The 23,056-nt window shown below is 44.2% G+C and carries 30 protein-coding genes; 18 read left to right on the forward strand and 12 right to left on the reverse strand.

Features of this window, described 5'->3' with window-relative positions:
* Positions 1 to 299 precede the first annotated feature (299 nt).
* From MKY14_RS04155 to MKY14_RS04165, 3 genes are all read left to right on the forward strand, one after another.
* Complete coding sequence (locus MKY14_RS04155) at positions 300 to 2,255, forward strand: AraC family transcriptional regulator (RefSeq protein ID WP_340975851.1); 1,956 nt, start codon at positions 300 to 302, stop codon at positions 2,253 to 2,255.
* 212 nt (positions 2,256 to 2,467) lie between these two features.
* Positions 2,468 to 2,653, forward strand: a complete 186-nt coding sequence (locus MKY14_RS04160) for a hypothetical protein (RefSeq protein ID WP_312147790.1) — start codon at positions 2,468 to 2,470, stop codon at positions 2,651 to 2,653.
* 113 nt (positions 2,654 to 2,766) lie between these two features.
* Complete coding sequence (locus MKY14_RS04165) at positions 2,767 to 3,225, forward strand: hypothetical protein (RefSeq protein WP_340975852.1); 459 nt, start codon at positions 2,767 to 2,769, stop codon at positions 3,223 to 3,225.
* Here MKY14_RS04165 and MKY14_RS04170 read toward each other — a convergent pair whose 3' ends face one another.
* On the reverse strand, positions 3,226 to 3,606 hold the full coding sequence (locus MKY14_RS04170) for a hypothetical protein (RefSeq protein ID WP_076126069.1): 381 nt from the start codon (positions 3,604 to 3,606) through the stop codon (positions 3,226 to 3,228).
* Positions 3,607 to 3,690: 84 nt separating this feature from the next.
* On the opposite strand from MKY14_RS04170, the gene MKY14_RS04175 reads away from it, so the two are divergent.
* Positions 3,691 to 4,158, forward strand: coding sequence for a hypothetical protein (locus MKY14_RS04175; protein WP_076126071.1), 468 nt, complete (start codon positions 3,691 to 3,693; stop codon positions 4,156 to 4,158).
* Positions 4,159 to 4,274: 116 nt separating this feature from the next.
* Here MKY14_RS04175 and MKY14_RS04180 read toward each other — a convergent pair whose 3' ends face one another.
* The 6 genes from MKY14_RS04180 to MKY14_RS04205 form a co-directional block, all read right to left on the reverse strand.
* Complete coding sequence (locus MKY14_RS04180; protein WP_076280763.1) at positions 4,275 to 4,982, reverse strand: ABC transporter ATP-binding protein; 708 nt, start codon at positions 4,980 to 4,982, stop codon at positions 4,275 to 4,277.
* 11 nt (positions 4,983 to 4,993) lie between these two features.
* The gene (locus MKY14_RS04185) at positions 4,994 to 5,755 is read right to left on the reverse strand and encodes an ABC transporter permease (protein WP_076126075.1); all 762 of its coding nucleotides are present in this window, start codon (positions 5,753 to 5,755) and stop codon (positions 4,994 to 4,996) included.
* Entirely contained in the window at positions 5,727 to 6,746 is a 1,020-nt protein-coding gene (locus tag MKY14_RS04190; protein ID WP_076189937.1) for an ABC transporter substrate-binding protein, read from the reverse strand. The genes MKY14_RS04185 and MKY14_RS04190 overlap by 29 nt, the downstream gene beginning before the upstream one ends.
* 125 nt (positions 6,747 to 6,871) lie before the next feature.
* A complete protein-coding gene (locus MKY14_RS04195) occupies positions 6,872 to 7,627 on the reverse strand; it encodes a class I SAM-dependent methyltransferase (protein WP_076126079.1) in 756 nt (251 codons plus the stop codon).
* Between the two features lie 13 nt (positions 7,628 to 7,640).
* Positions 7,641 to 7,988, reverse strand: a complete 348-nt coding sequence (locus MKY14_RS04200) for a cupin domain-containing protein (RefSeq protein WP_076189939.1) — start codon at positions 7,986 to 7,988, stop codon at positions 7,641 to 7,643.
* A 16-nt stretch (positions 7,989 to 8,004) separates the two neighbouring features.
* The gene (locus MKY14_RS04205; protein WP_076126083.1) at positions 8,005 to 8,343 is read right to left on the reverse strand and encodes a cupin domain-containing protein; all 339 of its coding nucleotides are present in this window, start codon (positions 8,341 to 8,343) and stop codon (positions 8,005 to 8,007) included.
* Positions 8,344 to 8,514: 171 nt separating this feature from the next.
* Between MKY14_RS04205 and MKY14_RS04210 the strand changes: the two genes are divergently transcribed.
* Positions 8,515 to 9,228 (forward strand): Crp/Fnr family transcriptional regulator, encoded by a 714-nt coding sequence (locus tag MKY14_RS04210; RefSeq protein ID WP_340975854.1) that lies wholly within the window; start codon positions 8,515 to 8,517, stop codon positions 9,226 to 9,228.
* 188 nt (positions 9,229 to 9,416) lie between these two features.
* Here MKY14_RS04210 and MKY14_RS04215 read toward each other — a convergent pair whose 3' ends face one another.
* The 3 genes from MKY14_RS04215 to MKY14_RS04225 form a co-directional block, all read right to left on the reverse strand.
* Positions 9,417 to 10,253, reverse strand: a complete 837-nt coding sequence (locus MKY14_RS04215; RefSeq protein ID WP_340975856.1) for a sulfurtransferase — start codon at positions 10,251 to 10,253, stop codon at positions 9,417 to 9,419.
* A 101-nt stretch (positions 10,254 to 10,354) separates the two neighbouring features.
* Positions 10,355 to 10,726: a hypothetical protein gene (locus tag MKY14_RS04220; protein WP_076126088.1), complete on the reverse strand. Its 372-nt coding sequence runs from the start codon at positions 10,724 to 10,726 to the stop codon at positions 10,355 to 10,357.
* Positions 10,727 to 10,877: 151 nt separating this feature from the next.
* Positions 10,878 to 11,249 carry a hypothetical protein gene (locus MKY14_RS04225; RefSeq protein ID WP_076126089.1) on the reverse strand — a complete coding sequence of 124 codons (372 nt, stop codon included), beginning with the start codon at positions 11,247 to 11,249 and terminating at the stop codon, positions 10,878 to 10,880.
* A gap of 195 nt (positions 11,250 to 11,444) precedes the next feature.
* On the opposite strand from MKY14_RS04225, the gene MKY14_RS04230 reads away from it, so the two are divergent.
* Genes MKY14_RS04230 through MKY14_RS04250 form a run of 5 tightly spaced genes read left to right on the forward strand, consistent with a single transcriptional unit; the run spans position 11,445 to position 14,954 of the window.
* A complete protein-coding gene (locus tag MKY14_RS04230; RefSeq protein WP_081383247.1) occupies positions 11,445 to 12,401 on the forward strand; it encodes an ABC transporter ATP-binding protein in 957 nt (318 codons plus the stop codon).
* Complete coding sequence (locus tag MKY14_RS04235) at positions 12,394 to 13,140, forward strand: ABC transporter permease (protein WP_076304218.1); 747 nt, start codon at positions 12,394 to 12,396, stop codon at positions 13,138 to 13,140. The genes MKY14_RS04230 and MKY14_RS04235 overlap by 8 nt, the downstream gene beginning before the upstream one ends.
* A gap of 2 nt (positions 13,141 to 13,142) precedes the next feature.
* Positions 13,143 to 13,517 (forward strand): GntR family transcriptional regulator, encoded by a 375-nt coding sequence (locus tag MKY14_RS04240; RefSeq protein ID WP_076101764.1) that lies wholly within the window; start codon positions 13,143 to 13,145, stop codon positions 13,515 to 13,517.
* A gap of 13 nt (positions 13,518 to 13,530) precedes the next feature.
* Positions 13,531 to 14,232, forward strand: coding sequence for an ABC transporter ATP-binding protein (locus MKY14_RS04245; RefSeq protein WP_076126093.1), 702 nt, complete (start codon positions 13,531 to 13,533; stop codon positions 14,230 to 14,232).
* Positions 14,226 to 14,954, forward strand: a complete 729-nt coding sequence (locus MKY14_RS04250; RefSeq protein ID WP_340975859.1) for a hypothetical protein — start codon at positions 14,226 to 14,228, stop codon at positions 14,952 to 14,954. The genes MKY14_RS04245 and MKY14_RS04250 overlap by 7 nt, the downstream gene beginning before the upstream one ends.
* A 114-nt stretch (positions 14,955 to 15,068) precedes the next feature.
* Here the strand turns inward: MKY14_RS04250 and MKY14_RS04255 are convergent, their stop codons facing one another.
* Entirely contained in the window at positions 15,069 to 15,449 is a 381-nt protein-coding gene (locus MKY14_RS04255) for a PilZ domain-containing protein (protein WP_076126099.1), read from the reverse strand.
* Between the two features lie 123 nt (positions 15,450 to 15,572).
* Here MKY14_RS04255 and MKY14_RS04260 point away from each other — a divergent pair, with 123 nt between their 5' ends.
* From MKY14_RS04260 to coaD, 8 genes are all read left to right on the forward strand, one after another.
* Entirely contained in the window at positions 15,573 to 16,181 is a 609-nt protein-coding gene (locus MKY14_RS04260) for a pentapeptide repeat-containing protein (protein ID WP_076126101.1), read from the forward strand.
* A 990-nt stretch (positions 16,182 to 17,171) separates the two neighbouring features.
* Complete coding sequence (locus MKY14_RS04265) at positions 17,172 to 17,981, forward strand: glycoside hydrolase family 73 protein (protein WP_076280758.1); 810 nt, start codon at positions 17,172 to 17,174, stop codon at positions 17,979 to 17,981.
* Between the two features lie 20 nt (positions 17,982 to 18,001).
* Positions 18,002 to 18,286, forward strand: coding sequence for a holin (locus MKY14_RS04270; protein ID WP_076126104.1), 285 nt, complete (start codon positions 18,002 to 18,004; stop codon positions 18,284 to 18,286).
* A gap of 112 nt (positions 18,287 to 18,398) precedes the next feature.
* Positions 18,399 to 18,821 (forward strand): hypothetical protein, encoded by a 423-nt coding sequence (locus tag MKY14_RS04275; protein ID WP_340975861.1) that lies wholly within the window; start codon positions 18,399 to 18,401, stop codon positions 18,819 to 18,821.
* A gap of 123 nt (positions 18,822 to 18,944) precedes the next feature.
* Complete coding sequence (locus MKY14_RS04280; protein WP_111503812.1) at positions 18,945 to 19,049, forward strand: sporulation protein YjcZ; 105 nt, start codon at positions 18,945 to 18,947, stop codon at positions 19,047 to 19,049.
* A 229-nt stretch (positions 19,050 to 19,278) separates the two neighbouring features.
* The gene (locus tag MKY14_RS04285) at positions 19,279 to 20,235 is read left to right on the forward strand and encodes an alpha/beta hydrolase (protein ID WP_076126107.1); all 957 of its coding nucleotides are present in this window, start codon (positions 19,279 to 19,281) and stop codon (positions 20,233 to 20,235) included.
* A gap of 362 nt (positions 20,236 to 20,597) precedes the next feature.
* Positions 20,598 to 21,206, forward strand: a complete 609-nt coding sequence (rsmD, locus tag MKY14_RS04290; protein WP_076190033.1) for a 16S rRNA (guanine(966)-N(2))-methyltransferase RsmD — start codon at positions 20,598 to 20,600, stop codon at positions 21,204 to 21,206.
* Positions 21,190 to 21,702: a pantetheine-phosphate adenylyltransferase gene (gene coaD / locus MKY14_RS04295; protein WP_076126111.1), complete on the forward strand. Its 513-nt coding sequence runs from the start codon at positions 21,190 to 21,192 to the stop codon at positions 21,700 to 21,702. Before rsmD ends, coaD begins: the two co-directional genes overlap by 17 nt.
* Here coaD and MKY14_RS04300 read toward each other — a convergent pair.
* Positions 21,680 to 22,906, reverse strand: a complete 1,227-nt coding sequence (locus tag MKY14_RS04300) for a nucleoside recognition domain-containing protein (RefSeq protein WP_340975863.1) — start codon at positions 22,904 to 22,906, stop codon at positions 21,680 to 21,682. The genes coaD and MKY14_RS04300 overlap by 23 nt on opposite strands.
* Between the last annotated feature and the right edge of the window lie 150 nt (positions 22,907 to 23,056).

Raw genomic sequence — 23,056 nt, forward strand, 5'->3', positions numbered from 1 at the left:
TAGTAATTTTGAGAATGAAAAAATTAAATTAAAATGGATGATGCACAGAATAAATCCTTGACTGGTGCGGGATTTCAAGATGGTGGGGGGAGAGGGAGATCTTAACAATTAGCCTGTAGCTTGGCACATTGCAGCTACTGATTAAAGGCGAACTGTTGTTTTTTTAGGTGATGCTTAACTGCCTTTATCAGACTTCTTGTTTGTAGATTGCTTCCAGCTCTTGCGGTTGATAATGATTATCAATTATACTTCCGATAGGAAGGAGGCGAGTAAAGATTTTAAATGCTGATGATAATTTGATGCTCTGGGATTATGCACATATCCGGCTGATTGATATTCGCCATATGTTGTTTAAGGCAGGAGACAAGCTGAACTCCTATAGGTTCCCGGCTGCAGGTTTTTTATATATGGTTCGCGGCAACGTGGTTTTTCGGCTCAATGGAAATAAACATGCTGCAGAACGTTTTCATATCCTACACAGCGGAAAAGGAGGGCAACTGGATATTGATTGGGTCAGGGAGGAAATGGAGTTTTATTTTATTTTCTATAAAGCCTCACTTTCGCTAACGTCCGGATCAGGTGTACGTAGACTTTTTGAAAGAAACAGTCCTTTTCAAAAACAATATGAATTTGCTCCGAATGCTCCAGTGGCTTTGCTGTCACAAGTAAAGGAGATGCACCGGAAATGGCTGGACTCAAGTTCACTTGAACGGATTCAGATCAAAGCAATGCTTTATCAATTTGTCTACGAAGTTGAGCGGCAGAGACAGGCATATGGAGTCTATTCCGTCAAGCCGGATCTGGTGGAGCAAGCAGTTCGATACATACGAGAATATTACAGTCAGCCTATTACCTTATCCTCTATTGCAGAGCAGCTTAATTATAGTGTGGCCTATGTGGCGAAGCAGTTTAAAAGCAAGACGGGTACCAGTCTGATTGATTTTCTTATTCGGACGCGAATAGATAAGGCGCAGGAACTGCTGCTAAATACCGATGCATCATTGCAGGAGGTTGCCGCCGGAGTGGGGTACACGGACCTATCCTATTTCATCCGTATTTTCAAGAAAACAACCGGTGTGACTCCGGGTAATTTTAAGTCATTGGCCCTAGGCTCTGCCAAAGGATCAGATCGTCCTAAAATCAGGCTAAGATTGTCTAATGCAGGATGGGCTGAGCCAAGTTATATTGTTAATGATCATGATAATCATTATCAATATAGAAGAAAAGGGGATTTACCGATGGTTAGAAATACAAAAATGTCAATGGGAGCAGCGATGCTGTTATGTCTGGTTTTAATGCTTAGTGCTTGTTCTTCAGGGAACAGTCCTGTTAATTCTGTGAATGCTGGCCCTAGTCCGGTATCCTCTGTGCAAACAGAGACAAGTCCACCGGACTCAGCCACCAATTCAAAATCTACAAGAGTATATAAAGACAGTCAGGGGCATGAGGTTGATATTCCAGAGCGTCCACAGCGGATTGTGCTGCAAGGTAATTCGATCGGAGACCTGCTGGCACTCGGGATTCAGCCGGTCGGTGTCGACCGCCGGTTTATTGAAGAATCAGTCTATTTGGATAAGGAGACAACCCCGGCTCAGGATATTGGATTTCCTACAAATCTGGAACTTGTTTTGGATCTGGAACCGGATTTGACAATGCTGGGTTATGTGATGGACAAACAATATGAAGAAGTGTCCAAAATATCACCTACTGTTGTATTTGACCAGAGTAAACCCTTGTCTGAGCGTCTGCCTGTCATTGGTGAGATAGTGGGTAAAAGGGCTGAAGCAGAGCAACTGTTGTCCGAATATAATCGCAAGGCCGAGAATATGTGGAGCGGATTGCGTCAGGAAGGCAAACTTGCCGAAGGAGAAACAGCGGTAGTGCTGATTTATTATTGGAACAAGACAATGTATTTGATGAAAACTGGTGGTATTCCTGCACTGCTGTATCAGCCGCAGGGCTACAAAATGTCCGAGGCAGTGAAGGAAATCGAGCCGGCAGAAGGTGCACCCTATATTGAGGTCTCCCCTGAGCTAATGCATAAGATGCTTATTGGTGACCATTTGTTTGTCATCTATCCGGCCAATGCTGATGCGGAAAATTCCTTTAATGAGTTAATGAAAACTGCGTTGTGGAGCTCGCTCCCTGCTGTAAAGAGCGGAAAAGTTACTTTTGTGGAGACTAAATGGAATTATGACGATATGTTGACCAGCAGCATGCTGCTGGATGAGTTCCCTAAACTGCTGGCTAAATAAATGAGATCTCAGGTTAATCCGCAACAAAGAAGCAGAGGAGGAACTCGCTGCTTCTTTATTTTGTTTATAAAGTAAAGAGGGTTGAATATAGAATAGTAATCGGTCATTGTTTTTTGTTGATTAGCTAGACTCCAAGAGTAGCATCGATTAATCTGAAGAAGTGGAATGCGGGTTATGATTGAATCGTCGACATAGATAAACGGAGGCTAACTATGACTTACTCACAGATCTGGAACAACTCAGGAAATGAAGCCGATATTCTTTATTTGGAGCAGCAGATTAAGGCCGTTAAAAAAGAAATAAAACGAGCAGAAGCTGCAAAGCTTCAAGAAATATTGGATCAAGCGAATCGTAAGCTGGCTGAATTGGAAGCGAAGCTGGACGAGCTTGAGGATTAGGAGCTCGCCGCCCTTTTGTACCGTTTGAACTTTATGTTTCTGAATTTGCACCGGTGTCTATATAGTTTTATAATTGTAGTTTACTTAATCGTATTACTGGGAGGAATGGGGAAATGGATAAAAATAGAAAATATATGCTTGTCGGTGCGCTTCTGACAGGGGTAGGTGTCTCTTTGATGGCCTATACAGCAAGCCGCTATACTTCGTTTAAACGAATCGTAGCCAATACCATCCGTTTGGAAGAAATCTCCTCTCTAGAAATCTCGCGATTGTCTTCAGTTCCCGGTGAAAAGAAAGACATCATTATAACTGATCCTGCTGTTATTGAGCGGATTTTTGCTGATTTCTCTCATGTTCAATTAATGAAATCGGCCCGAAATGTCAGTTCTGACAAAAACTTCAGCTATTATATTACGATAGTTCAGGCTGACTGCAAGCAACGATTTGATATTATTTTAAAAAGCAGACAGCATATGATCATTTATGATAATGATTTAAGCAATCCTCACTTGAATGCCTATAAAATTATCAGCCCTTATTATCCGCAAGCACTGGAACAGGTTTTCGACTGATTATATAGAGGTGCGCAATGAAGTAATATCATAGCCCATTTCCTGCATAGCATCCAATCCATTTATGATCTCTATTGTCCGGGTGCCGTCCCAGCCTTTAGCCGTTCCATATTCGATCCATTCGCGGATACGCTGTGGATGATTTAGATTATAGACATCTTCAAAACCCTTTTTATGGTTTTGCAGCAGATAGCCTGTATTTAGCGGACAACCGGCAATAGGATCATCCCATGTTAGGAGTTGGATGCGGAGGGGGTGGAGCTTTACATTTTTATGATAAATCTTTAATTCAAGCAGACTCCGTTCGTCATGGATTCTCATGCCCAATATATAGCTGTATTCCAGTTCCCTGAGCGTGATAGAACGCAGCTTTTTTTTCATGAAAATCGCCTCTCATCCTAATAATTTTGTTATCATAGCAAGCATAGGGATATTTTTCAAGCAATCAACAGGAAGGATGTTTATATGAAGTATGAATTTGGGGTCATGGCATCCATTACAGAATTGGTGGAGTACCCGGATGAGCAGAGTGATACCTATATTCCGCACCCGAATTTTCAGATCATCATGGATCAATTGGGTATTACAGTACCCGTTGCGGAGATTTATGAACATTTTTTTGCCAACCCTGTTCACACCGGACATGTGCTCGTTTACAGCAATCCAGAGCAACCAAACGCTTGTATTGTCCTCGACACTTACCGTGATCCGCTGGACCAGCTAGACATGATTTATTTCGGATGGCGCTGTTCGTCCGAGAAAGACAATATCCGTGAGCTGTCCCGGCGTTTTTATGATGAATGTGAATTTGCGGTCCGTTATGAAGAAGGTCAATCCGTGCTTTACAAGGTGTTGAAGGAGGATACCTATCCGCGAAAATTTTACTATAATACCGTGTTTGAGCAGCAGTTGAAACGATACCCGGCAAAATAGGCGCTAGAAATACATAACCGAATCACTTAGCACAAAAACGCGAGTTCAGGGCAATGCCGCCCAGACTCGCGTTTTCTATATACCTGTTTTTGAAATGCTCTGCATCATTCAGGCAATTACTGTGCCGTCAGCAGCTGCTCCAGAATTTCGGCGCGAATCTTCAGCAGGCTCAGCTCTTTCAGCGAACGGCTGCGCTGTGGAGTATCAATTTCAATAATTTTTACAATCCTGCCCGGATGTCGGGACAAGATCATAATTTCATCCCCCAACAGCAGGGCTTCATCAATATCATGCGTAACAAAAACGATGGCGCATTTCTTGCGCTCCCACAATGCGATTAATTTCTGAACTAAATCAAACCGCAGATGATAGTCCAGGGAGTGAAAAGGCTCGTCCATCAGCAGCATATTTCCGCCGTGATAAAAAGCGCGGGCAAGGGAGCAGCGCTGCCGCATGCCTCCTGACAGCTGATGAGGATAATGATTCTTGTAGGCAGCAAGCCCGACCTCTTCCAAAAATGCTTCGATTTCCGACGCAGAGGTCGGAGAAGCCTCCTTAACAAAGCTGATATTCTCACCAACTGTAGACCACGGCAGCAAACAATCCTCTTGAAAGACATAGGACAGCTTTAGCTCTGGATGCACAGTGACCCTGCCGGAATCGGCGCTTTCGGACTGTGACAGGATATTCAGCAACGTTGTCTTTCCCGCACCTGAAGGGCCTAGAATACAAATGATTTTCGGCATCTGGATTTCAAGACTGATTTTTTCCAGGATTGGAACTCCCGAATAGCGTTTGGAAACTTCTTGTAGTGTAATAAGCATAAGCCCCACCCTTATTTATTCAAATGCGTCGGCAGGCTTACCCTGCTGCGGAACAGAAATGTAATGCAAGATTTGATCACATTCCAGAAAATAGCCATAAACAACGCCAGGGCAAACACACGATCGGTCTCCAGATTTGTTCTGGCATCGGACAGCAGGCTGCCGATCCCGTCGACGGAGGTCAACAGCTCCGCCATTACGGCCAGCTTCCAGCCCAGTCCCGCTGAGGTGATCATGCCTGATTTCAGATAACTTTTGAGCGAAGGCAATATGATATGCCGGAGAATCTTATTGCCGGGCACATGATAGACCTTGGCCATCCGCATCAATTTGCCATCGATCGCCGCAAATCCCTCGTACAGATTGACCACCAAAACCGGTGTAGTGGACAACACGATAATAAAAATTGCAGGCAGATCCGTAAGCCCAAACCAAATGATCGCGATGCCCAGCCAGGCGATCGGCGGCACGGATTGCATTATATCGATGACTGGTTCCAGATAAGGCTTCCAACGCGGATAAAGTCCAAGCAGCAGCCCCAGACAGCCGCCCAGCAGCAGAACGCAGACCATGCCGATCAGCAGCTTGAGCAGCGTGCGATAAACTGCATAATAAAACTCCGGATCACCGAAATAGCTCAGGACCGTGCGCATCGTCTCCAGCGGGCCAGGCAGGACAAAAGGGTCCATCTGCATAGCTACAAGCTGCCACAGCAAGGCAATGCCCAACAGGGATATGGCTTTTTTACTTAGGCTGATAATAGAACTGTTCATCGGGAAGCTTGCCTCCAATGCTGTCCTTGCTGTAATTCATTAGCGTCTGGTAATACGTTGACAGAACCTCTTTGCTCTCGGAAGCGGAGGCGAAATCCAGCGCCATATGCGGAATCGCTTTCTCAACCACACCGGCATCCAGCTTGAAATACTTGTTGGCCAACTGAGCCGCCTCTTTGGGGTTGTCCAGCGTCCATTGCAGCGCTTTTTGATATTCTTCCTGGAAGCGGGCGACCAGTTCCGGCTGGCTGGCAATTACTGACTGCTTGGTTGCGAGTCCGGCGTTGGGCAGATCGGTGTTTAATTTGGTAACCTGCTGCCATTCCTTTTTGTAATCCACGATCGAGCGCACCTGATCATTTTTCATTTGTATCGCGGTAATTTGCGGCTGAATGCTCACAATTGTGGAGGCCTTGCCGGATAACAACAGCTGAGCTCCCTCAGCCAGCTGGGTGTAATGCAATGTGATGTCTTTCCCTGGCTCCAGTCCGTTATGCTTCAAAAATGTCTGCGTAATATAATCGACAGGCGAGGATTTCATAGGCACATACAGCGTTTTTCCTTTAAGATCCGCCCAGCTCTGGATGGACGGATCTGTTGTAATCATGCTCATCACTGACCAGGTATTCACATTCATCAAGGAAAGATCCATTCCCTTGTTATACATCACGACGGCATTGTTCAGTGGCAGAGCTAAGAAGCTTACTTGATTGTCCTTAGCCAGCGCGGTCAGCGTGTCGATGGACTCCCAGGTTTTGAACTCGATGTTGACCGATTCTCCCAATGCCTTGGATTCAATTAGCCTCAGAATAGGCAGAGAAGGCGGAGAAGGAGGGCCGCCGACCGTGATATTCAGTGTTTCTGCCGGGCCAGCGGAGGGAGCGGCGGATTTGGGCGAATTTTCATTTTTTTGTTGCGAACAGGCACTTAACATAAAAAATAAACTTAACAGTAAACTGAGGCACAAGGCATAAACAGATTTAGCTTTCATCGTGAGTTCCTTTCAAGCGGTTATTTTGACAGCTAGATGGTAATGTTGATGAATTTTATTGATAATTATTCTCAATTACAGTGAAAATAAAAACCTATCATAAGACATGATAGGCCTGCGCCCAACTATTTTTTGCTGCTGCAAACGGCAATATAATTCAGATCTTTACCCGTCGTATTAAAAAAGGTATACATCTTTTTGAACTGTTCCCGGTTCTCTTTCTTGAGCCCGTTTTTCACAATACGCAGCGCCCCGATAACCCCTTCATCGCGAATGAGTCCATTGATACTCATTAAGGACATGGGACCGGTAGCATTGTCTACTTGCTTAAAGCCTGCGGAGTGGAACAATCCCGCCCAATGCCCAACAGACAGCGGCTCGACATTGATGTGAATGGTGCGGCGAAGCTCGGCTAGATGTTCTTCCATATTTTCCTTGGCAAAGGTAATATCATGTGTTAGCAGAATGCCGCCAGGCTTTAGTACCCGATAGTATTCGGCGACTGCCTTTTCCTTCGCAGGCTGGTTAAGCATCGTGAGCATGGCTTCATTAATGACAACGTCAAAGCTCTCATTCTCAAAAGGGAGCTTCATCGCATTGCCTTGCCGGACATGGATATAGTTTTCCAGATTGGCATTTTTAATATTTCGGTTTGCTTTTTCCAGCGCCCGCGGGTCCATATCAATGCCGGTAATTTGACAGTGGTATTTCCCGGCCAGTTGAATGGAGGTGGTGCACATATTGCAGGCTACCTCCAAAACCTGGCTGTCCGTACTCAGATTGGCTTGCTGGATCAGCCAGTTGGTTGCTGCAACGCCGCCGGGCCGCAAACGTTTTTTTCCCAGCCGCGCCAAAAAATTATGGCCTACTTCCTTTTTCATCGCATTCACCCCATTACTTATCCGGCTTGACTACAACCAGAAGCATCTGAAACGCTTCTGTTGCGTATAGGGCATGCGGAATATTGGCCGGCATAACTAGGGTCTCCCCCGCATGAACTGTGTAGTTATCTTCTCCAATTGTAATTTCCGCTTGCCCGGACAAAATGTTGACCATGGCATCGCCCGGGGAAGAATGGCCCCCAATCGACGAGCCTTTATCCAGCGAAAGTAAGGTCATTGCCAGATTTGGCCGCTGTACAAGGGTCAGACTGGAAACCTGCTGTTCCTCTATTGTGATGATTTCTTTCAAATCTATGACTGCGGATTGCGGCAGTTTTTTAATAAATAAACCTGTTTCCATTTTGAATACCTCCGTTTTATATACTGATTTGCAAAAATTTGCAGCTGCTGTGGGCGGAATAATCATGCCATGTGCCCGCTGGGACGATAACAGATGCGCCGGCTGTCAATTGATAGGGCTCTGCCGCCACCAGCAGATGAAGCTCGCCTTCCAGCACATGGATGATTTTAGATTTGGGGGAGGTCTCCGAACTGATAGTCTCCTCCTGATCCATGGCATACAATACCCATTCCGGTTGTGCTGCTGTTTCGGCTGCAGCTACGGGTAATGACAGCGTTCGGCTCGCAATCCGGTGCGGCTTGACGCTGATCATATCTGTTAAGAAAAATACCTTGCCTGCTGTAATTCCACTCATACGATCCCCCTATTCAAAGTACAGTGTTTTGATTATTTCCAAATTGCTTGATTGAATGATTCCTGCAATTTGATATAATGAGAATGACTAATGAGAATTATTCTCATTTATTTTATTGTAGCAGAGTATTCATCATGACTCTGTTGCCATGGCAACAGGAGGCTGAGAAAATTGCAGAAATATCTGAGCAGGATACAGAGCACCACTTTGTTTAAGGGATTCGCGGACCGGGAGGTGCAGCAAGCACTGAGCTGCCTGCAGGGCACAATCAAGGATTTTGCGCGGAAGGAGGTTGTTTTTAGAAAAGACGATATTCTGGATTCGGTGGGCATTATTATCCATGGCAATGTTTTGCTGTGCAAAGATAATATCTCAGGCATGAGATTTATTTTCTCGGAACTCGGGGATGGAGAAATCTTTGGCGAAACGGCGCTTCGCCTTGTCCAAGAGCACAGCGGCTATGAAGCGGTGGCGGGATCGGAATGCCGGATTCTGTTTATCAAAATAAATAAAATCGTCCGGCCCGGCCAGGACACTTGCCATTTAAGGGGACGGATCATTGAGAATATGTTGGCCCTGCTGCTTGAGAACAACCGGTCTATCTATCAAAAGCTGGATCTGGTCTCCCACAAATCGCTGCGGGACCGTATCCTGCATTATTTGGCCCTCCAGACCAAAAAAAACAATTCCGCCTGTTTTGAAATTCCGTTTACCCGCAGCGACCTGGCTGATTATTTGACTGTTGACCGCAGCGCCTTGTCCAGAGAACTGCAGCGAATGGCACAGGACGGGCTGATCCGGTTTAATCGAAATCAATTCGAGCTGTTGGACGCGGAGAATCAGCTGCGGATCAGCGATTTTCAGAATAATTTCTCCAAACATTGAAAAGGAGTAAACAGAGGGAATAATCAGCTAGAAAGCGCATTGGGAAAGGATTTGACCGATCTAAACAGCATAAAAGAGGTAGTTAAAGTTAGCTAACTGTTGACTTGAGTTTTGATTTGTTGATTTTAGCTATCTATCGTAGTTACTCATAAATACAAGAGCCCGCGTCGAACGCGGGCTCTTGTATTTTACTCTCCTCCAGTAGCCACCGGATTCTCCTCATATGAAATCCAATCACTCCAGCTTCCTGCATACAGCTTCACATTCTTGTACCCGGCTTTGCCTAGTGCGAGCACATTTGGGCAGGCACTTACGCCTGAACCGCAGTACACGATAATTTCTTGCTCAGGATTAATTCCTTCATAATGCTCTTTCAGCACCTCAGTTGATTTCCAGCGCCCTTGCTCATCCAGCACATCCTTCCAGAACTTATTGATCGCTCCGGGAATATGACCTGCCTTCGGATCAATGGGTTCTTCAAGTCCTTCATAGCGGCGGGACTCGCGGGAATCCATCAATAGTGCACCACCGTCGTTAACTACATTTTGCACATCTTCCATGCTAACAAGCATCTTCTTCTGAACATCTGCTTCATACTGGCTAGGAATTCGCACGGCTTGATGATCACTGACGGGAAACTTACCATTTTTCCAAACAGAGTAGCCTTCATCCATTACAAACACACGTTCATGCCCCAAATATTTAAGCATCCACCACAGACGGGAAGCGTAGGCACCGCCTTGATCATCATAAGCAACGACAATGCTATCTCTGTTAATGCCAACCTTGCTAAGAACGGTGGTTAGCTTCGAGATCTCAGGCAGTGGGTGGCGTCCACCGTGTGCGCTTACTGGAGCGGAGAGCTGTTCTTCCAGATGTAGATAAACTGCTCCGGGAATATGATCTTCTGTATAGGCTTTACGTCCAGCTTCCGGGTCAGTAAGTAAAAAACGGCAATCAACTATAACAAGTTCAGGCTCGTATAACCGAGCAAGCAGCCATCGAGTAGAAACGATCGGTTCCATAAAGTAGCCTTCTTTCCTGTTTAATATGTATGGAGTCATTATAGCGGAAAATAAAAGAGGGCGCACCTTAAGCTTATGGCTTAAACTGCGTCCTCATTGAATTAGATCAAACGATATCCTGATGGCAAGCTGCCGGTACGTTGAATGGTGCGAACCTGCGCCGGGGTCAGCCGTTGATTGCTTGAAATGAGCGATTCGACATCTCCTCTTCGCAGAAAGTCGTCCAGTTCGCGGATGCTGCGGTTACCACGCAAAATGACGAAATTATCGCGGAAGGCAGAACGATCGAATAACACAAGCGTAGCGTTCGGATTTGTGGAGAAGAAGCGCAAGCTTTCTATTCCTGTAAGGACTGAATCTATATCTGCAATGCCCAGGTTGCCGCGAAGAGTTCTGCGAAGCCCCCGAAAGTTCTCCTCACTAAACACTCTTAGCCTAGGATATATTACAGATGTTACTTTTTTTGTAATCATGGTTAATCCCTCCAAGTTCGATTGACGAACAGTCGTTTTCGACAACTCGCCGCCAGATTTACCATAAATGAATGCGGTATTTTCGACTGGAAAAAGGAGTGACCTGGGCGCTAGGCTCCGGATTACTCCTTTTTGTTGTTGTAAGCAGTTGTTAGATCAAACGATATCCCGAAGGCAAGTTACCGCTGCTGCGGATATTACGGATTTGTTCGAGGGTTAAGCGTTGGTTAGTAGAAATAATGGATTCCACGTCATTACCTGAAATGAAATCATCCAGATCCCTAATGTTGCGGTTCCCGCGAAGAACACGGAAATTTCCTCTAAACCGGGTTCTTGTGAAGAGTACCAGTGTAGCATTGCTGCTAGTAGAGAAGAACCGAAGGCTCTCAATACCATCGAGGATGTTGTCCGTATTACGAATACCCAGGTTGCCAGTATATACTCTACGGCGTCCATTGAAGTTTTCTTCATCGTACACGGTCAAGCGAGGGAAAGTCTGAGAAATGTGAACTTCTTTTTTCATTTGTAATTCCTCCTTTGTTATCTAATCTATGTTCATATAACTTTTTGGCTTGGCTGAAAGTCTAATAGAAAGCCCTTATTTGCATGAATTTATTATTTTGGGCTTTACTCCAACAATATATTAGTGTACTATTTAACTATGACACTGACACAATATAAAAAATTAACAATACATTAGTTGGCAGGGAGGATTCGCATGAAACAGGGGAGTGGTGTAGAAATGCAAGATTCAATCGTTCTGCAAATGAATGAGGTAAGTAAGATCATCAAAGGAAGACCAATTGTGGATAAGCTGACATTTGATATCCGTAAGGGTGAAATTGTTGGATTGCTAGGTCCAAACGGTGCAGGAAAGACCACAACGATTCGAATGATGACGGGTTTAATAAGGATGAGCGAAGGCGATGTGATTATCCAAGGCCACAGTGTGAAAAAGGATTTTAAGCAGGCGATTGGCCATATCGGTGCGATAATTGAAAATCCAGAGTTTTATCCCTATATGACTGGACTTGATAATCTGAAGCAGTACCAAAGAATGACGGATAACATTGAGGCTGGCAGAATAGATGAGGTTGTAGAACTGGTAGGACTTCAAGAAGCGATGAATAAAAAAGTAAAGGCTTATTCGCTGGGGATGCGCCAACGTCTTGGGATTGCTCAGGCGCTTCTCAATCGGCCGAAGTTATTGATTTTAGATGAGCCTACGAACGGACTTGATCCGGCCGGAATACGGGAAATGCGTGATTATATGCGTACCATCGCCGAAGTGGAAGGCATTTCTATTCTGATTTCCAGCCATTTACTTACTGAAATTGAACAAATATGCCATCGGGCTATTGTGATCCAGAATGGTAAGCTGGTGACCGTAACTACGATTGGTGAGGAGCAGGAAGCAACCGCACAAGTGAAGCTCACCATCCGTGTAGGATCAATCGAATCCGCTATAAATATCTTGGAGCGCTTGGATTATGCGGAATTGATCTCTATGGATAGCGCGCGATCTGAAGTGACAGTAAGTCTGCTTGATAGCAGAGTACCGGAGCTTGTATCTACTTTTAGTGATGAAGGCGTGGGGATTTTTCGGATTACGGAGAATAAACAAAGTCTTGAGGAAGATTTCTTGAAATGGACAGGAGGAAACCGCATTGCGTAACTTTAATAATCTGATTGTGAATGAATGGCTCAAGCTCTCAAAAAAACGCACATTTTTTATGCCATATCTGATATTAATTCTATTATCCCTGCTGTTAGGTTATATAGTTCATTCTGTCTCACCTGGCCTGTTTGAATCAGCTTATGATTTTTCAGCAATGATGCTGCTTTCCCAAGGGATTGGGCAAGTGATTACAATTCTTGCGATTATCGGAACAGCAGGTATTGTCTCAAAAGAGTATAGTCAAGGAACCATCAAGTTCCTGCTTATCCGCGCCAGAAGCCGTACAGCAATCCTCGCATCCAAATATGTGGTTGTACTGTTGTATGCTTTGACTTTGACTGTCATCGGAGGTATAGCCGTTTTTGGAACAGGAGCTTTGTGGTTTGGACTAAGTGGTGGAGAAGCGGGTATGAGTGAGATGCTTACAAACCTATTGTATAATCTCGTTAGTACGGTTGTGTATGGAACACTTGCTTTTATGCTGGGGATATTGACCACTTCAACGGGAGTAACGATTGGGGCTACTATGTTTGCATTAATGATAGACAAATTGATTATTTCTCGTGATTTTTACAAATATGTTCTGTTTCCAAACTTAAATTTATCTGCTTATGAAGGTGGAGGAGCACCAATGCCTGGAATGACACTGACCTTTTCTGTCGTGATGCTTGTCTTATACACAGCTGTCTTTCTTCTCGTAGGTTTCTCCGTCTTTAGACGAAGGGATGTTGCTTAATCATGACAATCGAATTCGATAACAACCTGCCGATTTATATACAGATCATGAATTACATCAAAGGTGAAATCGTCACAGGCAAGCTGAAACCGGGAGATAAAATACTCTCAGTACGAGAACTTGCCAGTGAACTGCAGATTAATCCGAATACGGTGCAAAGAACTTTTCAGGAACTGGAGCGTGAAGAAATCGTGGAAACCCGGCGTGGAATGGGAAGATACGTCACAAGTAATGAAGGTACTATCCTGACCATCAAAAAAGAAATGGCCAAAGATGTGCTAGATCGTTTCATTCGTGGTATGCAGGATCTTGGCTTTCAAGGCGAAGATATTTTAGCGGCGGTTGCGGAGAATATCCGTAACAAGGATAAAGAATAGGGGGATAAACAAGTTGGGGAATATACTTGAGGTTCATGAAGTTACAAAAAAATATAGATCCAAGCATGCCCTCCACAAGGTATCTTTTAATCTGAGTGCGGGTAAGATCACAGGACTGCTGGGCAGTAACGGCAGCGGCAAAAGTACACTTATGAAAATCATCGCTGGACTGACACAACCTACCTCTGGTCGTGTATCCGTCATTGGGGGTTCTGTAGGAACAGAAAGTAAAGCGGTGGTGTCGTTTATGCCTGATAAGCCGCTTACAGAATCCTGGATGAGTGTTTCCGATGCTCTGAAATTCCAAACTGACTTCTATCCGGATTTTGATCAGACTAAAGCCTCGCGAATGTTGGAGTTTATGAAACTAAGAGCGCAAGATAAGGTAAAGGACCTGTCCAAAGGGATGAACGAACGTTTACAGCTTACACTTGCCCTATCACGCCGAGCTAGCCTTTATTTGCTGGATGAACCCATTGGTGGTGTAGATCCGGTAGCTAGAACAAAAATTCTTAACGCGTTAGTAGAGTTTTATGAAGAGGACAGTACCATTCTCTTATCAACCCATTTAGTATCGGATATTGAGCGGATCTTTGATGATGTGATTTTTATAAAAGAAGGAGAAATTCTGATGCATACTGCGGTGGAGGATATTCGGCTACGCCATGGCAAAAGTATTGACGAACTGTTCAGAGAGGTGTACGCAGAATGCTAAAGCTAGTGAAGTATGATTTTAGACGGGATAGGGATAAGTTTCTTGCAGTTTTTGTAATCATAATTCTGGCACAGATTGGGTTAGGATTTACCAAACTGCATGACTATGAACGGTTTACTTTGAACGGAATAGCTTATGTTATTGCAGGACTGATCTTTCTTGTCATGGCAGCAAAAACCTTTTTTAACAATATAAATTCCTATAATCGTCGCCTAGTGCCCGTAAGAACTTTGAACACAGTCCTTTCTCCGTTAGTGCTCTATTTAGCTCTAATGCTGGGTATTATTTTAATAGCTTTGATCCATTTTGGTGTGTATCTTTCAATGTATCCCTCCTCATTTCTTCCGGAGAATTTCTGGAAAGTGGGATTGTTAGTTCTCTTGCAGGCGTATTGGTTTGCCGGTTATATCATGCTTACCTTGATGGTCTCCATTACGGTTGCACGAAGTGTGAAATTTAAGGGGCGAGTATGGATTGGGCTGGCCACTGCGTATTTGTTACAGAATGGAATATTCTATTTGGAGTATTTTATTTTCAAAAGTAACTTCACTGCTTGGGAAAGTGTATTCCAGTTCGAGGTCATAGATGAGACGGATACCGCAAATGGGATACAGCTTATACAGGGTCATTTGAATCTAGCTCCTCTTCTGTTTGAAGCGGTGATAGCAGTTCTTCTTATAGTGGTCATCATCAAGCTAGTTAATAAAAGAGTGGACGTCTAGCCACAACTTGGCGGAATAGTTTTTTGAACGGAGGCAGAGCGATTTAGCTTTGTCTTCGTTTTTGTGCAAAAAAAAGACGTCCTTCTAAGTGAAGGGCATCTGTTAGGGTAAGTTCTACAGACCTTCAACCCGAAGGGTGGCGGTCCATGTTTCAAGCTCTCTTATTAGGCGTTCTTCCTCATTTTCGTCCAAGCGGAATTTAACTCCATATTGATATTGGCCAAGCCCAAACATCCAACCCCACCGGACGCTGCATAAGAGCTGAAGCTTCTCTTCATTTAATTGAAGATGAATAATAAGCCTAGTATCTCTTGCAGTGAATCGAAGATTCAAAGGAGTACGTACCTTACAACCCGAACGGCTAAGATCGAGTAATACAGCCTCTGTTAACTTTCCAGCACCTGGACCGGAATTGTTAAGCGGAACTTCAATCCAGCATTCAAGCGGATGGTTCATAACATAACGGAATGGTTCTTTCCTGCTGGACACATCCATAATTTTCCTCCCCATTGTTTATTTGCTATTATATCGAAAGGGAATGTTGAGAACAATCTACTAAAGTGCTATTTTTAATTAAGAATTAATTTTTTTAATACTAACGAAGGTGATGAGATTTATATGTACCAATACCTTAATGAAACGTTCCGTAATCACAATTTTGATCAAGGAAGCTTGCAGGATGGTGAGTTAAATAACTGCACATTCGAGCAATGCTCCTTCAAAGGCACTTCTATGGAAGAGATGAACTCTATTGGCTGCCGATTTATTGATTGTGATTTTACTGGAGCCATGCTTAATGCGTCTCACCATAAAGGTTCAGCTTTTACCAATTGTAAATTTACGGGAGCGAACCTGTTTGTATCTAAATTCGAAGATTGCAAGATGGTTGGATCGGATTTCTCAAATGCATATTTGGACGGAATCTCCCTACTCGGAGGGGACTGGTCGTACACGAACCTAAGACATACTAATCTAAGCAGACAGGATCTGCGAGGGATTCGATTTACAGAAGCGGATTTAATGGGCTGTAATTTGCAAAAAAGTGACTTGCGCGGAGCGGATTTGAGCCGTGTACAATTGTCTCAATGCAAACTTAAGGGAGCGGATATGCGGGAAGCGATTGTTGAAGGAATTGATTTAAAGAGTCTGGATCTGCAGGGAGTGCGGATGGATATTGAACAGGCGGTACTCTTGGCACGTTCATTTGGGGCAAAAGTAGGGAATTAGTAAACGGACGGCATCAGTTGCTAGCGTGGATCATAAAGACCTCCGCTAGCAAATCAATGCTTGAAGCGGAGGGGGGGCAGTGCAGATTATTATGAGTATTCTAACTGCTGAGCCTATGTATTATGGCATATGTAATAGTATGCGTTAACGTAACCGTTTTCTGGGTTTTGCCCACCATTTAATCCATAAGAATCCATCATCATCACGAAAAAACTTTATACCTACCCAGCGTAAGGGTGTCCATACTTCTTTAAAATAATATGAAGGCATAGTCTGTTAGACCCTCCTATATAGTAAATTATTACTATATATTACGCTAATTCTACGGGATTCACAAGCTAGATTTACTAATAATTACATATTGTCCGGGTGAAAGGAGTTGAGGATGCATTATGCAGGACCTAAGGCACCGCTTGAGCTACCGAGAAGTGCACCCCTCCATTTTACATAGACGCTCCACGTCATAGTGGATAGCAGTGGTCGATGTCATGAAAGACAAAGGAGTAGTAGTTCTCTAATAATAGGAGAACTACTACTCCTTTTTTTTGGATCGTTGTTTGGCTGCTTTTACACCGCCGAGTCATATTCAGTCTATTGAAGCTTTAGGACCCGGATGACGTTATTAGCATGTTTTTATCCTTTTTAGCATGGTTTCGGACCTCAGAGACATTATTCTATATGAAGAGCCTGTTATTGATTGTTTTTGGTGCCAATTACGGCTGTGGTGTCCGTTAATATCCAAAAAGTGAGCTAACGCTGCGTACAAGGTCAGCTGAGTCCGATAGATGATTCGTAAGCGAATGAGATGTAATTAGGAAGTTAGATGTTCAGATCATTGAGGCTACTCCAGCAGTCATTTCATGGGTAATGGGATGGCTTTTTTTTGTTGCCGAGTTGGATTCGAATCTAGTAAAAACACAATGTTAGAAGGGGATAAGCACAGTCATTTTATGATGCCCCGCATTTAATAAACGGAGAGGATGTGATGAGATGACAGAAGGCGAGTTTATAGCAAAGATTGCGAATTTTGCTGTAAAGGACATGCAACTCACTAAGGTTCCTGCTTCGTTAACCATTGCTCAAGCGGCTCTGGAGTCAGGCTGGGGCAGCAGTGGATTGACTGTGAAAGCGAATAATTTGTTTGGGATCAAAGGAAGTGGACCTGCTGGCAGCATTACTGTACAAACTACCGAATATATTAACGGTAAAGCTGTTAAAGTGAATGCCCCTTTTCGAGCCTATAACAACTGGGGAGAATCTATCGCGGATCATTCCGACTTGATTGTGAATGGAGTCTCATGGAATCGCAACCTTTACAGCAAGGTTCTCGGTGCGAGTGGCAAGGTGGCCGCACAAGAGATTGCCGCAGCTGGTTACGCTACTGATCCGAACTATGCAGCTAAGCTGATTCAAATTATGAATACCTATAATCTGTATCAATATGACGACAAATCCATGGGAGGAGATGATGAGATGTCAGCAGAGGATAAGCAAAAGCTTGTTAGTCTAGAATCGGAAGTAAAGGAACTGCGTGCTCTTATAGCAGCTCTTACAGATAGCAGGGATACGCTGAAAACAGGTGTGCAAGAACAGGGGCAGTCGATTAATAAGCTTACGGATCGGGTGACATTCATTGAAAATCGGGCAGTCATGAATGTCCCTGCATGGGCTGAGGCGGCTGTGAAAGCAGCGACTGCGGCAGGACTTCTCGATACTCCATCGGGTGGCAGTTACGATTTCTATCGCATATTAACGGTGCTGAACCGTGCGGGTTTACTTGTAACAGGAAGTAAAAAATGAAATAAGGAGGATTAAAAAACATGTATAACGATGCTCTCAACAGTGTGCTTGCCTTTGCTTCAGTCCTAGCTGTTTTTGTAATGGCACTTGTACAACTTGTGAAGAATAGCATTGAACTTCCGCGGAACATTGTGCCAGTAGTGGGGTTGGCTATTGGCTTGCTGGTTGGAGCAGTTGCCTACCCGTTCACTGATATGAATCTGATTCTGAGACTCTGGGCGGGGGGTCTTGCGGGACTATCAGCGACCGGTTTGTTTGAACTAGCTTTTAATAAAAGGGAGGGGACGAAAAAAGATGATAAATAGATCTGGCCTATGAGTTTTATAAAACAATTGTTTTACACTGGTAATGTGGCTATGCATTCTATCGAGAACACTAATATATTATGGTATGCCAATTTATAAAGGGGGTGCAACGATGGGAACTTACCTTGATGCTAGAACATCTCAAAATGCCAGCCTCGCCAACTCTATATCTATTCCTATTACGGTACTTAACACGCCGCAGCTTTTTGGACAGATTGGGTTGTTAACGGCTGGAGTGACTACCAATCCACGTGTTCTCCTTAAAGGAACGATATCAGTGACGCTTCCGCTAGCGTTAGTGGGTATCACAATCACGATTGTAAAAGGAACCTTGGCTACTGATCCAAAAGTGTATTCTGCTACTTCAACTTTTGCTCTTAGTATATTGGCTCCGCAAGTAATAACCTTTTCAGCAGCGGATTTCTTACCAGCCATCACACCTCAGCTCACTTATACAGCATTTGTTTCTTCTAATCTTCTCGGTACAGTACGTGTGGGCCCAGAAAGCTTTGATGGTATTTTAGTTTCTGATTAATTGTAGAGCCTTTAACCTCGCTGGTAGCCCAGTAGAGGTCTTTTTTTTTAACTGAACGCCCAATCTTCTAAGGGGATCATTACATATCTTATGATGTATTCTAAATACGGAGGAGGTCTTCTCATGGGTGCTGAATATGGTCATGTTGGTGGTGCTTTTACTTCTACAGGCGCAATCTTAGTTTTGTTCATCTTATTAGTAATTATTACAAGCGCATGCATATTCTAAATCACTAAAATAGCAGAGCTCCATGTTGGCATTTTGCCGACTTGGGGCTTTTTTTTTGTAGATATTTTGTCCATTAAGGTAATATAAAATAATAAGTTAAAAGAATACTAATCACGTAGTGAATAACATGAGTTTACAATACTATGATTTTGAATATTCAAATATACATGTTATCTTAATCTGATAACATAGATTAATACTGTTAAATTTTATTTAGGAGAGAGCTAGTTTGAAGAAAAAAATGATGATCGGAATTTCTTCTGTTATTGTACTTTTAATCATTGTTGTAACTGTGGGAAGCTTTTATTTCTATCATGTTGCTATTGCACGTGCTTCAAAGGACTTCTTAAATGAAAGCCCTGACCTGCAGTCCAGTCCAGAGGTAGAACAATCTAAAGATACCTCGAAGGCAGACCAAGAGTGGTGGGATACCCAGAGCTTTGATAGATGGGAAATGAATTCTGATGACGGAATACAGCTTAAAGCGTACTATTTAGCTGCTCCTGAACATTCCGATAAGACAGTGATTATTGCTCATGGCTATGCTGGAAATGCAACTCAAATGAGCGGTTATGCCAGAATGTATTATGAGAGACTTGGATATAATATTTTGCTGCCGGATGCCAGAGGACATGGAGAAAGTGAGGGTGACTATATCGGATTTGGATGGCCAGAACGTAAGGATTACCTGAAGTGGATACAGAACGTTCTGAAAGCAAACGGTGAGGATACACAGATCATACTGCACGGTGTTTCCATGGGGGGAGCTACCGTAATGATGACAAGCGGTGAGGATTTACCAGCTAATGTTAAAGCAATTGTGGAAGATTGCGGCTATACCTCAGTGAAGGACGAGCTTACCTTTCAATTAAAAAGAATGTACCATCTCCCCGCCTTTCCAATTGTAGATACGACCAGTATGCTAACAAAGATCCGGGCAGGTTATTCCTTTGGTGAAGCCTCGGCCTTAGAACAGGTGAAGAAATCTAAAACGCCAACTCTGTTTATTCATGGCGATAATGATACTTTTGTTCCTACGGAAATGGTTCATACGGTATATGAAAATAGTCCGGTCGAGAAGGAGCTTTACATCGTTCCTAATGCGGGTCACGGAGAAGCTTTCCGCATGGATCCGGTTAAGTATGAGAGCGTAGTTTCTGAGTTTATCGGAAGATTTGTGAAATAGTTGTTGCTGAAAAGGCTGCCGAAAGGTAGTCTTTTCGTGCTTATAATACCGTTAAACATAAATTCGGGGCCCTCTTTCGAGGGCCCCTTTCATGGGAGAGGAGAAACCGGACGAAGAGCTTATGGGGAAACGTAAGCCTGCTCCGCGGTTGTCTACGACATTTGTGGTGTCGATAATTACATGATGTCCCTGGAAGTCCAATCTTATACATTAAGATGACTTATTTCTCTGAATAAGCTGTTTCGCCTTCTTATTTCATATCTAGACAAATTTTTTATTTCATCGCGCAAATGTGTTACGATAGGCGTGGACTTATGCCCTTTTGGGCATAACAAACAGAGATATAGAGCGGGTGAATAACAGTGAGAGTGGTATCGGGAAGTGCAAAAGGAAGGCCACTGAAGAGTGTTCCGGGAAGTGGGACAAGGCCTACGACCGATAAGGTGAAGGAAGCTGTATTTAGCATGATAGGCCCATATTTCGAAGGTGGAGTGGTGCTGGATTTGTTCGCCGGTACTGGGGGGTTGGGGATCGAAGCCTTAAGCAGAGGGATGGAAAGCGGCGTATTTGTTGATATGGATCCTAAAAGTATCGACACGATCCGCGCCAATCTGAAGGCTACTAAGCTGGAAGAACAAGCGCAGGTGTACCGTAATGAAGCTGGGAGAGCGCTAAGTGCGTTGGAGAAGCGGGGGAAAATTTTTGATTTGGTCTTTTTGGATCCTCCCTATCGCTTGAAGCATGGAGATGAGCTTATGCTTATGATGGTCGAAAAAGGAATGCTGCAAGAGGACGCAATTATTGTTCTGGAGCATGAATCAAGTTATGCCTATCCTGAAGATATTCCAGGATTTTATAGGCTGCGTCAGGCCGTATACGGAGAAACGACAATTTCTATTTACCAGTATGAAACTAATCCTGCAGAGGAAAGTGAAGCTGGTGAGGAGGTAGAGAATGAGTCAGCAAATTAGAAAAGAACGTGTTGCCATTTATCCAGGTACCTTTGATCCCGTGACTATGGGACATATGGATATTATTCGGCGCGCATCCAAGCAATTCGACCGTTTGATTGTAACGGTGCTTAATAATTTGAGTAAAAACCCGCTGTTTACTGTTGATGAACGGACAGAGCTATTAAGACAGGCGACCGCTGATATTCCCAATGTGGAAATTGACAGCTTCCGTGATCTGTTAGTGAATTATGTTCGTCAAAAAGATGCTCAAGTCATTGTTCGGGGTATCCGTACCGTTACTGACTTTGAATATGAGCTGCAAAACGCATCGATCAACCATAGCCTGGATCCCGATGCAGAAACGATTTTTATGATGACTAATCCGAAATATTCCTACTTAAGTTCCAGCGTTGTTAAAGAAATCGCCCACTTCGGCGGGAATGTGACTGATTTTGTGACGCCTGAGGTTGAACAAGCGATGAAGCGTAAATTTAACCGAGCCGATGGCGAATAGTACTTACTAGATACGTTCCAGCAGATAATCCCAACAGGATGATGAGCAGAAGGGCTTGCAGACTTAGCAGCTGTGGAAAAGAGCTCCATATGTCCGTTACATTAAGGGTGCCGCTTGGAGTCGGGCGTGAGTCTGCAAGTGCTGGTAAAGCAGCTTTAGGGATAGCCAACAATGGTTTCCAGAGCAATAAAGTTAACAGAAAAGCATAAAGTCCATGCATCAGACGAACCGTAGCGTAGGGTAGAAATCTGACTCTGGCTTGTTTGAGCATGGTCAGCACCTGTAGTTGCGCACAGAGTCCGCTCCAGCCCAGTGCAGCAGACAGCAAAGCTATCCCAAACATACTAGAGGGACCTGTTCCTATGCTTGCTAGCCCTTTGCTGATTGCGTCGGCGCCTAAATGAATTTCCAGCAAGCTTGCTGGCAGAGCAGCTGGCAATGCGGGAAGTACAGTAGTGATGATATTGATGACTACAGCGAACATAATCATGTAACCGCCCACGACCATCAGACTTTGCACGGCATTAGCGACGGACTCGCCGAGAAGCTTGCCGAAGCTGCGTCCGTCTTTTGCTCTGGCATCTGTTGCTGCAAGCTGAACGCGACTATATAAAGAAGGCTGTTTGGTGTCCGTGGAGATCTTATCAACTGGTTTCGTGTTCGCTGACCGCCCCTTTAATAGAGCATCGGTGTAGCTGGCTAGAAGTCCAGAGATCCAGTGGATGGTTAGCAGGAAATAACCTGCTGAAGTACTGTGTAGAAAAGCTATGCCAATTACTATAAGCATGGTTACCGGGCTGGCGAAGTGTGTAAGTGCGGCAAGTCGGGCGGCTTCCTTGTCAGAAATGCTGTTCTGCTTGTGTAGCTGCATGACCCCTCCAGCTCCACCGGGGAATCCGGCTGTGATTCCGAGTGCCAAGGTCCAGCCGCTGGCACCGGGCAGACGAAAGACCTTTTTCATCAATGGCTCCAGAAGCACTCCAAAACCATGCACGAAACCCGAGGCGGTAAGCATCTCTGACAGCATCAGGAAGGGGAGCAGGGCAGGAAATACGAGTGTCCACCAAAGCTTCAATCCTTGGAGTGAAGCCTCAAAGGAGCTCTCCGGTGAGATAATAATTGCAATGGCTGTCAGGATTGCCATAATCCCGGGTATAAATGGTGTGGAGCGTGTAGCTAGTCGGCGTATTTGAATATTTTTCATTTCTCAGATCACCTCTTCATAACTTAAGGCATGGACGATGTGTTATCAATTTATGCAGAGTAGACAACCATCATGCCAAACCACTAGTCGAAGCGGTAATGAAGTTCAATCATTCATATCCTAAAAGTGCCGCGGGAAAGAAGGGAAGAG

It is taken from the genome of Paenibacillus sp. FSL R5-0887, from assembly GCF_038002305.1.
GTDB lineage: Bacteria > Bacillota > Bacilli > Paenibacillales > Paenibacillaceae > Paenibacillus_AQ > Paenibacillus_AQ odorifer.